The organism is Anaeromyxobacter terrae, from assembly GCF_022690685.1.
GTDB classification, from domain to species: Bacteria; Myxococcota; Myxococcia; order Myxococcales; family Anaeromyxobacteraceae; genus Anaeromyxobacter; species Anaeromyxobacter terrae.
Map to the genome: position 1 here is coordinate 20,083 of NZ_JALCYY010000056.1, position 11,546 is coordinate 31,628.

The 11,546-nt window shown below is 74.7% G+C and carries 14 protein-coding genes; 6 read left to right on the forward strand and 8 right to left on the reverse strand.

Annotation, left to right across the window (positions count from 1 at the left end; all coding sequences use genetic code 11):
- Positions 1-21 precede the first annotated feature (21 nt).
- The 5 genes from MNY62_RS20090 to phoU all read left to right on the forward strand — a co-directional run bounded on the left by MNY62_RS20090 (position 22) and on the right by phoU (position 4,352).
- Positions 22-834 carry a phosphate ABC transporter substrate-binding protein gene (locus tag MNY62_RS20090; protein WP_242346138.1) on the forward strand — a complete coding sequence of 271 codons (813 nt, stop codon included), beginning with the start codon at positions 22-24 and terminating at the stop codon, positions 832-834.
- A 121-nt stretch (positions 835-955) separates the two neighbouring features.
- The gene (pstC, locus tag MNY62_RS20095) at positions 956-1,936 is read left to right on the forward strand and encodes a phosphate ABC transporter permease subunit PstC (RefSeq protein WP_242346139.1); all 981 of its coding nucleotides are present in this window, start codon (positions 956-958) and stop codon (positions 1,934-1,936) included.
- On the forward strand, positions 1,933-2,847 hold the full coding sequence (gene pstA, locus MNY62_RS20100) for a phosphate ABC transporter permease PstA (RefSeq protein WP_242346140.1): 915 nt from the start codon (positions 1,933-1,935) through the stop codon (positions 2,845-2,847). Before pstC ends, pstA begins: the two co-directional genes overlap by 4 nt.
- A 40-nt stretch (positions 2,848-2,887) precedes the next feature.
- Entirely contained in the window at positions 2,888-3,631 is a 744-nt protein-coding gene (gene pstB / locus MNY62_RS20105) for a phosphate ABC transporter ATP-binding protein PstB (RefSeq protein WP_242346151.1), read from the forward strand.
- A 22-nt stretch (positions 3,632-3,653) separates the two neighbouring features.
- Positions 3,654-4,352 carry a phosphate signaling complex protein PhoU gene (gene phoU / locus MNY62_RS20110; protein ID WP_242346141.1) on the forward strand — a complete coding sequence of 233 codons (699 nt, stop codon included), beginning with the start codon at positions 3,654-3,656 and terminating at the stop codon, positions 4,350-4,352.
- Positions 4,353-4,383: 31 nt separating this feature from the next.
- On the opposite strand, the gene MNY62_RS20115 is transcribed toward phoU, so the two are convergent.
- The 7 genes from MNY62_RS20115 to MNY62_RS20145 all read right to left on the reverse strand — a co-directional run bounded on the left by MNY62_RS20115 (position 4,384) and on the right by MNY62_RS20145 (position 10,214).
- Positions 4,384-5,007, reverse strand: a complete 624-nt coding sequence (locus MNY62_RS20115; RefSeq protein WP_242346142.1) for a hypothetical protein — start codon at positions 5,005-5,007, stop codon at positions 4,384-4,386.
- A 63-nt stretch (positions 5,008-5,070) separates the two neighbouring features.
- Entirely contained in the window at positions 5,071-5,694 is a 624-nt protein-coding gene (locus MNY62_RS20120; protein ID WP_242346143.1) for a phosphatase PAP2 family protein, read from the reverse strand.
- Positions 5,691-6,497, reverse strand: coding sequence for a hypothetical protein (locus tag MNY62_RS20125; protein WP_242346144.1), 807 nt, complete (start codon positions 6,495-6,497; stop codon positions 5,691-5,693). The genes MNY62_RS20120 and MNY62_RS20125 overlap by 4 nt, the downstream gene beginning before the upstream one ends.
- A complete protein-coding gene (locus tag MNY62_RS20130) occupies positions 6,494-7,474 on the reverse strand; it encodes an ABC transporter substrate-binding protein (RefSeq protein ID WP_242346145.1) in 981 nt (326 codons plus the stop codon). Before MNY62_RS20130 ends, MNY62_RS20125 begins: the two co-directional genes overlap by 4 nt.
- A 23-nt stretch (positions 7,475-7,497) precedes the next feature.
- Positions 7,498-8,262, reverse strand: coding sequence for an ABC transporter permease (locus tag MNY62_RS20135; protein ID WP_242346146.1), 765 nt, complete (start codon positions 8,260-8,262; stop codon positions 7,498-7,500).
- Entirely contained in the window at positions 8,195-9,133 is a 939-nt protein-coding gene (locus MNY62_RS20140) for an ABC transporter ATP-binding protein (RefSeq protein WP_332842391.1), read from the reverse strand. The genes MNY62_RS20135 and MNY62_RS20140 overlap by 68 nt, the downstream gene beginning before the upstream one ends.
- A 133-nt stretch (positions 9,134-9,266) precedes the next feature.
- Entirely contained in the window at positions 9,267-10,214 is a 948-nt protein-coding gene (locus tag MNY62_RS20145; protein ID WP_242346148.1) for a THUMP domain-containing class I SAM-dependent RNA methyltransferase, read from the reverse strand.
- Positions 10,215-10,363: 149 nt separating this feature from the next.
- Here MNY62_RS20145 and MNY62_RS20150 point away from each other — a divergent pair, with 149 nt between their 5' ends.
- Complete coding sequence (locus tag MNY62_RS20150; protein WP_242346149.1) at positions 10,364-11,173, forward strand: glycosyltransferase family 2 protein; 810 nt, start codon at positions 10,364-10,366, stop codon at positions 11,171-11,173.
- A 42-nt stretch (positions 11,174-11,215) separates the two neighbouring features.
- Here the strand turns inward: MNY62_RS20150 and MNY62_RS20155 are convergent.
- The coding region (locus tag MNY62_RS20155; protein WP_242346150.1) for a hypothetical protein at positions 11,216-11,546 on the reverse strand (331 nt) is incomplete at its 5' end.

Consider the following 11,546-nt stretch of genomic DNA (forward strand, 5'->3'; position numbering starts at 1 on the left):
CGAGAGACAGGAGAGACACGAATGAAGCGCACGCTCATCGCCCTCGTCGCGGCCATCGCGCCGGCCCTCGCCAGCGCCGCCGTGACCGTGAAGGGCTCCGACACGATGGTCATCCTCGCCCAGCGCTGGGCCGAGGAGTACATGAAGCAGAACTCCGCCAAGCGCGTGCAGGTGACGGGCGGCGGCTCGGGCGTCGGCATCGCCGCGCTCATCAACGGCACGACCGACATCGCGAACGCGTCGCGCGCGATGAAGGACGCCGAGAAGGCCAAGGTGCGGGAGCGCTACAACATCCTGCCCACCGAGACGGCGGTCGCGAAGGACGGCGTCGCGATCTACGTGAACGCCGCGAATCCGGTGCAGCAGCTCACGATCGAGCAGCTCGAGAAGATCTACGCGGGCGACGTGACGAACTGGGAGGACGTGGGCGGCAGCGACGCCCCCATCGTCCTCTACTCGCGCGAGAACTCGTCGGGCACCTACGTCTTCTTCAAGGAGAACGTGCTGAAGGGCGCCGACTACGCGCCGTCGGCGCAGACCCTGCCCGGCACCGCCGCGGTGGTGAACGCGGTCGCCAAGGAGAAGAACGGCATCGGGTACGGCGGCGCGGCGTACGCGAAGGGCGTGAAGGAGGTGAAGGTGGTCGGGCCGGACGGCCAGGGCTACACGCCCTCCGCGGAGAACGTCGCCTCCGGCAAGTACCCGCTCTCCCGCCCGCTCTTCATGTACACGCGCGGCAAGCCGTCGGGCGAGGCGAAGGAGTTCATCGACTTCTGCCTCTCCCCGGCCGGTCAGAAGATCGTCACGCAGGTCGGCTACTTCCCCGTCAAGTAGCGGCGGCGTCGCTCGCTCGGGCCGGAGCCCGGGCGGGCGACACCGTCGTCACGAGGACGCCGCCCGGCCGTCACGCGGGCGTCACGAAGCCGTGCGAGAACCCGCGCCCGTGGAACAGGTCATGGCCGGAACCGGGGAGGAGGCGGCGCGTCCCTCCCCGTCGATGCGACGGCGGCAGGTGCGCGAGGCGGCGATCCAGGCGGTCATCACCCTGGTCGCGCTCACCGGCATCGCCGCCGTCGTCCTCATCTTCGTGTTCGTCGCGCGCGAGGCGCTCCCGATCTTCACCTCGCCGGAGGTCGGGAAGGAGACCGACCTCGCGCGCATGTTCCTCCCCCAGGCCTGGCGCGCGGGGCGCCCCGCCTTCTTCAGCTGGCAGCCGGTCTCGGACGTGCCGAAGTACTCGATGGTCCCGCTGTTCGTCGGGACCCTCAAGGTGACGGCGGTCGCCATGCTCGTGTCGGTGCCGGTCGGCGTCGCCGCGGCGCTCTTCACCTCCGAGTTCGCGCCCCGGCGGCTGCGCGAGGTGCTGAAGCCGACGATCGAGCTCCTCGCCGGCATCCCCTCCGTCGTGCTCGGGTTCTTCGCGCTCATCGTGCTCGCGACCGTCCTCCAGGACACGTTCGGCTTCACCTCGCGCCTCAACGCGGTGGTGGCCGGGATCGCGCTCGCCCTCACCGTGGTCCCGGTCATCTTCACGGTGAGCGAGGACGCGCTCACCGCGGTCCCGCGCAGCTACCGCGAGGCGTCGCTCGCGCTCGGTGCGACGCGCTGGGAGACCGCGTTCAAGGTGGTGCTGCCCGCCGCGGCCCCCGGCGTCCTCGCCGCGGTGGTGCTCGGCTTCGGCCGCTCCATCGGCGAGACGATGATCGTGCTCATGGCCTCCGGCAACGCGGCGATGACGACCTTCAGCTTCGGCGACTCGGTGCGCACGCTGCCCGCCACCATCGCCGCGGAGATGGGCGAGGTGGTGTTCGGGGGCGCCCACTACGCGGTGCTCTTCTTCATCGGGGTGGAGCTCTTCCTGTTCACCTTCGTGCTCAACACCCTCGCGGCGGCGTTCGTGAAGCGGGTGGTGCGCCGCATGGCGGGGACCGCGTGAGCGTCGCGAGCCGCAAGGCCGTCGGCGCCGGCCTGACGCTCCTCACCGGCGCGGCCGCCGCGCTCGTCGTGGCGATGCTGGCCGTGATCCTCGTGGACGTGGTCCGCGGGGGCGCCGGCCGGGTGAGCTGGGAGTTCCTCACCTCCGCGCCGGAGGAGGGGATGACCGCGGGCGGCATCTTCCCCGCCATCTACGGCACCGCCGTGATGACGCTGCTCATGACGGTCGCGGTCATGCCGGTGGGCGTCCTCACCGCCGTCTACCTGCACGAGTACGCACCGCCCCGCTCGCGCATGGCCGCGCTCGTGCGCGTCGCCGTCACGAACCTCGCGGGGGTGCCGTCGATCGTCTTCGGCCTCTTCGGCCTGGGCTTCTTCATCCAGTTCGCCGGCGGCGCCCTCGACCGCGCCCTCTCCCCGCCGGGCGAGCTCCACTACGGGCGCCCCGCGCTCCTGTGGGCCGCGCTCACGCTCGCGGTGCTGACGCTGCCGGTGGTGATCGTCGCGACCGAGGAGGCGCTCCGCGCCGTCCCGCGCGAGCACCGCGACGCGAGCCTCGCGCTCGGCGCGACGCGGTCGCAGACCCTCGCGCGCGTCGTCCTCCCCCAGGCGCTCCCCGGGATCCTCACGGGCGCGATCCTCGCCGTCGCGCGCGGCGCGGGCGAGGTGGCGCCCATCCTGTTCACCGGCGTCGCCTACTTCCTCCCCGAGCTGCCCGGCTCCGTCTGGTCGCAGTTCATGCACCTCGGCTACCACGTCTACGTGCTCGCGACGCAGTCGCCCGACGTCGAGGCGACGCGCCCGCTTCTCTACGCGACGGTGTTCGTGCTGCTCGCGCTCACCTTCGCCCTGAACCTCGTCGCGATCGCCATCCGCACCCGCACCCGCCGCAAGGCCGCCGCCGGACACTGAGATGACGAGCATCCCGCACCCCGCCGCCTCCGCCGCGAAGATGGAGACCCGCAGGCTCGAGATCCGCTACGGCGCGAAGGCCGCCGTGAAGGACGTGAGCCTCACGCTCCCCGACCGCCAGGTGACCGCGCTCATCGGCCCCTCCGGCTGCGGCAAGTCCACCTTCCTGCGCGCGCTCAACCGGATGAACGACCTCATCCCCGGCTCGAGCGCCTCGGGCGAGATCCTCCTCGACGGCCGGAGCATCTACGCGGGCCACCTCGACGCGGTGGAGCTGCGCCGCCGCGTCGGCATGGTCTTCCAGAAGTCGAACCCGTTCCCGAAGTCGATCTTCGAGAACGTCGCCTACGGCCTGCGCATCGGGGGCCTCTCCGACCGGCGGGAGCTCGGGGAGCGCATCGAGCGCTCGCTGCGCTCGGCGGCGCTGTGGGACGAGGTGAAGGACCGGCTCGCGGAGAGCGCGATGGGGCTCTCCGGCGGGCAGCAGCAGCGGCTCTGCATCGCCCGGGCGCTCGCGGTCGAGCCGGAGGTGCTGCTCATGGACGAGCCGGCGAGCGCGCTCGACCCCATCGCCACGGCCAAGATCGAGGACCTCATCCACGAGCTGAAGGTGCGCTACACGATCGCCATCGTGACGCACAACATGCAGCAGGCGGCGCGCGTGTCCGACCAGACCGCCTTCTTCTACATGGGCGAGCTCGTGGAGGTCGGCCCCACCGAGCAGATCTTCACGACGCCGCGCCAGCAGCGGACCGAGGATTACGTCACCGGGAAGTTCGGCTAGGCTCCGATCGCGAGGGCAGATCATGGTGACGACCCACACCGACAAGACGTACGAGGCCGAGCTCCGGGACCTGCGCGACCGGCTGCTCGAGATGGGCGGCCTCGTCGAGCGGGCGATCTCGGCGAGCGTGCGCAGCATCACCGAGCGGGACTCCGCGCTCGCCGAGCAGGTGAAGGAGGGGGATCGCGAGATCAACCGGATGGAGGTCGCGATCGACGGCGCCTGCCGCCGGGTCCTCGCGCTCCGGCAGCCTGCGGCGAGCGATCTCCGCTTCATCACCACCGCGCTCAAGATCGTGACCGACCTCGAGCGGATGGGCGACCTCGCCGTGAACGTCGCCGAGCGGGCCCTCGACCTCAACAAGACGGCGCCGATCGCCCCGCTGCACGACCTCTCCCGCCTCGCGGAGATGTCCGAGGCGCAGCTCAAGCACGCGCTCGACGCGTTCGTGACGGGTGACGTCGCGAAGGCCGAGGACGTGATGCGCTCCGACGCGCACCTCGACGCGCTCTACCTCAAGATCTTCAACGACCTGCTCGCGATGATGATGGAGGACTCGCGCAACATCCGGCGCGCGACCTCCCTCATGTTCGCCGCGAAGCACCTCGAGCGCTTCGGCGACCACGCGACGAACCTCGCCGAGATGGTGGTCTACATGGTCCGTGGCACCGACGTGCGTCACCCGCGGAGCCGCGCGCCGTCCGGACCCCCCGGCCCGTAGAGGCCGTCTCGAGCCGGGGAGCGCGCCTGCTTCAGGGCTGCCGCGTGGCGGGCGTCGAGGCGCCGCCCACCGCGCCGGCCGCGCCGGATCCCGAGCCCTCCGTCGCGCCGCCTGCGGGCGGCGCCATCCCGGACGTCCCGCCCGCGCCGGGCGCCTGGGTCGCGTCCGTTCCCGCGCCGGTCCCGCCCGTCGTCCCGGCTGCGCCCGTCCCGGTCCCGGTCGCCGCTCCGCTCGTCCCGGTCGTGCCCGCGGGGACGCAGGTGGTCCCGATGGCGCTCCCGCCCGTCCCGGTCCCCGAGCTCGTGCCGGCCGAGCCAGTCCCCTGCGAGGCGCTGGAGGCCGCTCCCGCGGTGGCGCCGTCGCCGGGGGTCGTGGCGGTGGAGGGCACCCCGGCGCTCGTCGCGGGGACCATGCCCGGCGGGCACGGCTGCGTGCCCGCGGCGCCGGTCGTGCCGGCCGCGCCCGACGTCGTCCCCGCGGCCGTCGAGCCGGTCGCCGTCCCCGCGCCCGCGCCGGTCTGGCCGGGCGACACGCCGGCGGCTGAGCCGGCCCCTGCGCCGGAGCCCGCGGCGCCGGTCTGGCCCGGGGTCGAGCCCGCCTGGGCGAAGGTCAGCGCCGGCGCGAGGAGCGCCGCCGCGATCGAGAGCTTCCGCATGTGGATTCCTCCCGTCCGAACGGATGCGCATCGCGCGGCGAGCGCGCGCGCCCACCCGCCGGTTCAGGAGACGAGGAGGCGAGCCGCGAGCCCGGCCGCCACCCCGAGGAGCGCGCCGGCGCCGACGTCGAAGGGATAGTGCGCGCCGAGGTAGACGCGCGAGAGCCCGATGCCCACCGCGAGGAGCAGCGCCAGCGGGCCGAGGCCGTAGGGCTCGCCGGCGTAGGCGACCGCGACGCCGAAGGCGGCGGCCGTGTGGCCCGACGGGAACGAGAAGCGGTCGGGGTTCTGCGCGAGGGCCTCGAACCCGGCGATCGAGACGTCCGGCCGCGCGCGCGTGAGGCTGCGCTTCAGCGACTGCGAGAGCGCGGTCGCGAGCAGCGAGGCCGCGCCGAGGCGCAGGCCGAGGTGCTTGCCCTGCGCGGTCCCGCTGGCGAGCAGCGCGAGCCCGGCGAACGTCCAGCTCTTCGCGTCGCCCGCGTGCGTGAGGGCTCGCGCGACCGCCGTTCGCCACGGGCTGTGGAAGCGGCGGAACGAAAGGAGGAGCGCCTCGTCGAGGGACAGGATGCGGGCCAGGCGCCCGGTCCTGATGACGACCGTCGCCGTGGAGGGGTCGATGGCGATGGAGGCGCCGCCGCCCGCGTCGATCTCGAAGGTTCCGCCGGGGATGGTGGGGTCGTGGCTCATCTCGTCGCAGGGTGCCGCGCGCCCGTTTCGGCGCCGCGGCTCGCCTGCAACATCTGGGTGACGTCCCCTCCCAGCAACTCCCCGAAAGCGGTGAAGAGCTCGCCTGTCAGGTAGCGCGTCCCGCGCGGATCGCCGCGGCGTGTGGCGCGGAGGCGGTCGTTCAGCGCGGGATCGTCGGCGTGCGAGAGGTCCATGCGCGCGCGCTCGACGCCCTTGCGGGCGCGGTGAAGGAGGAACACCGTCGTGCCCTCGACGCGCTCGACGAGCGCGACGTGCGTGAAACGATCGTCGAGCCGCCGGTCGCGGTCGCGGTCGTAGCTGTCGTGGAAGAACACGAGCGCGCCCGGGCGCGGCGTCTCGACGGGCTGGCTCGCGCGGTAGAGCGACTCGGAGCGCGAGACGCCCGGCCCGAGCCGCACCCCCACTCCCGCCGCATGGTACGCGCGCAGCACGAACCCCGAGCAGTCGCCGCGGAAGCGTTTGCCGAGGAGCGCGCGCGCCGCGGCGACGATGCGCGCGCGCACCGCGTCGAGCTCGGGCTCGGGGCCCGGCTCCGCGGCGGGCTCTGGCGACGCCTCCGCCCCCGCTGCCGGGTCCGCGCCGAACTCCGGCGCGCGCCAGGTCGTCTCCGGCGGGCTCTCGTCCGGCGGGAGGGTATCGGGCTCCGCGGAACTCGAAGGATCCCCGAGCGCCGGGCCGGCGGCGCGCCGGCCGGCGCAGCCGACGCCGAGGATGGACACGAGGGTGAGCGCGAGCAGCGGGGCAACGCGGCGGGCGGGGCGCCCGGAGGGCCCGTTCCTCATCGGTGCGCGATCTCCTGGATCATGGTCGCGTCCACCATACCCGAGAGCTCGCCCTTGGGCGCGAAGCTCAGCGCTTGCGCGTCGCGCGCCATGTGCTCGAGCTGCGCCTGGAGCGGGTCCACCGTCGGCGTCACGCGCGAGAAGGCGTCTCGCAGGACCGAATCGGGGAGCGGCTTGCCGGTGCGCTTCCCGTAGGCAGCGTTCGCGAGCCGGGCGAAGCCGTCTCGATCCTGCTCCCAGCGCCTCGTGAGCTCGAGGTGGGCGCGGACGAGCGCGAGCACGTCCGCGCGGCGCCGCTCGAGCGCGCGCGCGGAGACCACGAGCACCGTGGTGGGGAAGCGCCCGTCGGGCCAGAGCGTGCGCTCGTCGACCAGGATCCGCCCGCCCGCCTCGGCGACGAGTCGCGCCGCCCAGGGCTCCGGCACCCACGCGCCGGCGAGATCGCCGCGCGCGAAGAGCGCGAGGATGTCCGGGTTCGCGAGCGGCGTCACCTCCACCTTCCCCTGGCCGCGCGCGTCGTGGAGGCCGACCTGGCGGAGCCACATGCGGAGGGCGACGTCCTGGGTGTTCCCGAGCTGCGGGGAGGCCACGCGCTTTCCGGCGAGGTCGCCGGGGGTGCGCGCGTCCTTCACCACGAGCGCCGCGCCGCCGGACACCGCGCCGGCGACGACGCGCAGCGCCTGCCCCTGCGTGCGCAGGAACGCGATCGCGGCAGGGCCCGGCCCCACGTAGCTCGCGTCGAGATCGCCCGCGAGCAGCGCCTCCATCGCCCCCGGTCCCGCGTTGAACATGCGGGTCTCGAGCCGGCCCGAGAGCGCCCGCGCGAAGGTGCCGTCGTCGACGCCGACGAGCGCCTGGGCGTGCGTGACGTTCGGGAAGTAGCCGAGCCGGAACGGCGCGTCGGGCCCCTTCCCGCGGGAGCAGCCGGCGGCGAGCGCGAGCGCGGCTGCGGCGGCGACGGCGGATGCGCTACGCATCGAGAGCCCTCCGCGGTGCGGCCTCATGCCGGCTCCTCGACGAGCCCCCAGCGACGCCGCACGCGCAGCTCGAGGATGCGGAAGAGGACGCGATCGACGGCGACGCCGATCGCGACGATGGCGGCCATGACGCCCATGACCTGTGCCGCGTCGAGCAGCTCGCGGCCGTTCTGCAGGAGCTGACCGAGGCCGCCGGCGACGAAGAGGAGCTCGCCCGCCATGAGCGCGCGCCATGCGAAGCTCCAGCCGAGCTTGAGGCCGGTGAGGATCCCGGGGAGCGCGGCGGGCAGGAGCACGCCAGCGTGGAAGCGCGCGCCGCGGATCCCGAGCGTGCCGGCGGCGCGGAGGATGAGCGGGTCCACGCCCGCGATGGCGTCCTCCGTCGCGATCGCGATGGCGAGCACGGAGCCCATGACGACCACGAACAGGATGGACGTCTCGGAGAGGCCGAACCAGAGGATCGCGAGCGGCAGCCAGCAGATGGAAGGGAGCGCCTGGAGGCCGAGCACGACGGGGCGGAGGGCGTCGCGCACGAGCGTGCTCCGCGCGAGCAGGACGCCGAGCGGCACGCCGGCGAGCGCCGAGAGCGCGTACCCCTGCACGAGCCTGGCGAGCGAGCGCCCCGCGGCCGTCCCGAGCCTGCCGTCCGCGGCCATGTGGACGACGCTCGCGGCGACGGCGAGCGGGCCGGGGAAGAGCCAGTGCGGCCAGGGGCCGATCCTAGAGAGGAGCTCCCAGATTAGGAGCGGGACCAAGAGGAGCAGCCCCGTCCGCAGCGATCCGTGCATCCTGTCCCTCCGCCGCGCCCGCCGCCTCGGCGCGCCTCAGCTCGTCCCGGATGCGGCGCGACATCTCCACGAGCGCCTCGTCGTCCGGGTCGCGCGGTCGCTCGAGCCGGACGTCGAGGTCCTGCAGCACGCGGCCGGGCCTCGCCGCCATCACGACCACGCGGTCGCCGAGCACGAGCGCCTCCCGCACGTCGTGCGTCACGAACACCACCGTCTTGCGGTCCCGCGTCCAGACCTGCTGCAGGAGCTGGTGCATGTGGCCCCGCGTCTGCGCGTCGAGCGCGGCGAACGGCTCGTCCATGAGCAGCACCGCCGGATCGAGCGCGAGCGCGCGCGCGAGCTGGACGCGCATGCGCATGCCGCCCGAGAGCTGGTGCGGGAGCGTCTCCTCGAAGCCGTCGAGGTGGACGCGGGCGACGTACTCGCGGGCGCGCGCGTCGGCCTCGGCGCGGGAGAGGCCGCGCGCCCGGAGCGGGAAGACGAGGTTCTGCCGGACGTTGAGCCAGGGGAAGAGCGCCGGCTCCTGGAAGACGAGCAGGCGGTCCGGCCCGGGCCCCTTCACGCGCAGGCCGTCGATGGTGATGCGCCCGCCGCTCGGCTCGAGGTGGCCGGCGAGCGCGTAGAGCAGGGTCGTCTTCCCGCAGCCCGACGGCCCGAGGAGGCACACGAACTCGCCGGCGTGCACCTCGATGTTCACGTCATGGAGCGCGACCACCTGGTTCCCGAAGCGGTGCCCCACGCGCGAGACGTCGATCTTGGGCGGGCCGCTGCGCTTCACCCGGGGCGTGAGCAGGCCGATCCCGGCGCTGCGCCGGGCACGGCGCACGGCCTGCGTCAAACGGGCGAAGCGCCTGCCGACCTGCCTCCACATGCGGCAACAATGTGCGTCCCGCGCGCTGCGGATGCCTGCACCCTCGTCTGGATGCCCCGGCCGAGCGTACGGCGACTCGATCGCGTGCGACCTGGAGGGTCCGGCGCCCGCATCCACCCGCCGCGGGGCGCCGTCAGGGGAAGAGGCGCAGGAGGCGGCAGGCGATCCCGCCGTTGCGCACGGGCAGCGCGGACGCGGGGGCGAGCGGCAGGAGCCGCTCGTACCCGCGGTCCGGCCCGAGGATCGCGACCTCCCAGCCGTGGAGCCGAGCGACGAGCGCGCCGAGCGCGCGCCACGCCAGCGCGGTGTCCTCGTCGAGCCGCACGCCGTAGGGCGGGTTCACCGCGCACAGCCCCGGCCCGGGCGGCGGCTCGACACGGGCCGCGTCCGCGCGCTCGAAGCGGATCGCGTCGGCGATGCCCGCCGCGGCGGCGTTCTTCTGGGCGAGCCTGAGCGCGCCGGCGTTCCGATCCGAGGCGTGGATCGGGACGGTGATCGGCCGGGCCAGCGAGGCGAGGCGCGCGCGGAGCCGGCCGGTGCGCGCGGGGTCGTGGCCGGGCAGGGTCTCGAAGGCGAAGGAGCGGCCGAGGCCGGGCGCCCGGCGGCCGGCGACGAGCGCCGCCTCGATCGCGATCGTCCCCGAGCCGCACATCGGGTCGAGGAACGGCCGGTCGCCCTCCCATCCGCAGGCGAGGAGGATCCCCGCGGCGAGCGACTCGCGCAGCGGGGCGGCGCCGACGCGGGCGCGCCAGCCGCGGCGGAAGAGCGGCGCCCCGGCCGCGTCCACCGAGATCGTCGCGCGCCCGCGCCCCGTGCGGATCTCGAGCCCCGCGCCGCCCGCGCGCCGCGCCGAGGTGCGCTTCGCGGCGGGCAGCTCCGCCGGGTCGCCCTCCCACAGCCGGAGGAGCACCGCGTCCGCCGTGCGCGACGCGAGGCAGGCGAGCGCCGCCGCGTCCTCGCCCTCGGCCTCGGCGCCGCCCGGGACGGCGCGCGCGGCGAGCCCCAGCGACGCGAGCTCGGCCGCGAGGACGGGCTCGAGCCCGGGCGCGCAGGCGCAGAAGATCCGCTCGGACCGACTCATGCGCCGCATCCTGAGGGCAGCCCTGCGCTGCTCGCAAGGACGACCGCTCGCGCCGGCTCTGGGAGTCGCGCTCGCCGCCGGGGCGGCGCGGCCGTCGCCCTTGCGCCGCGGCGCCCCCGCCGGGTAAACGTCGCCGCTCCGGAGGCTCCTTGCGGCTCGGCGGTTTCGTCATCCATGGCAACAACGCGGACACGCTCGCGCGCTGCCTCGACTCGATCGCGGCGGTCGCGGACGACGTCGTCGCTGTCGACTCGTGCTCGTCGGATGGGTCCGCGGAGCTCGTGCGCGCCCGCGGCATCCGCCATGTGGTCCACGGGTGGGAGGGCTACGGCGCCGCGCGCCAGGCGGCCACGGGCGCGCTGCCCGCCTGCGACTACGTCTTCTTCCTCGACTCGGACGAGTGGCTCGAGCCGGCCGCCATCGCCGCGCTCCGCGCCTGGAAGGCGTCCGCGCCGGCGGCGCCGCACTACACGCTCGCCCGGCGCGACTGGGCGGAGCTGCCGCGCCACCGCTTCCTCTTCCGCACCGAGCGGCACGTGCGGCTCGTGCGGCGCGACCTCGCGCGCTGGGAGCCGAGCATGATCGTCCACGAGGCGCTCCAGCCCGCGGCGACGGTGCGGCTCGAGGCGCACGTCGAGCACCGCTTCGCGACGAGCGTGGAGGCGATGCGCTCGAAGGTCGATCGCTACGCGCTCCTGTGGGCGATCCGCTTCCACGCCGAGGGACGTCGCGCGAAGCCGCCCGCGATCCAGAAGGTCGTGCACGCCGCGAAGGAGATCCTCGTGCACGGCGCGCTCTTCCGCGGGGGTCGCGACGGCGTCCGCCTCGCGGAGGCGGTGGCCCACTACCACGCGCGCAAGTACGCGCTGCTCGACGACGTGCGGCGCGGCGGCCACCCCGAGCTCGTCCGCGCCTTCGCGGAGGGGCGGTTCGCCGACGTGTACCGGCTGCTGCCCTGAGCGACGGCGCGTGGCTCGATGCCGACGGTGATCGGGCCCCGATCAGCGCGGACCGGCTCGCTCGAGGTCGCTGCCCGGCTGCCCCGCCGCCTGCGCGAGGAGCACGCCCCCGGCGAGGAGCGCGGCCGGGACGACCAGCATCGCCCACCAGAGCGAGGTCCGGTGCGAGATCGCGCCAACGACGAGCGCCGCCGGAGCGTCGCCGAGCAGCGCGACGAAGGGAAGCGCGGCCGTGGCGGCGTCGCGCCGGTCGGCGGGCAGCGTGCGGGCGAGCGCCTCGCGCAGCGCGGCGAGCGCGATGAGCACGAGCGCGATCGCCGCCACGAGCGCGGCCAGGTACGCCACCGGCCGCCGGGCGAGGAGGGCACCGACG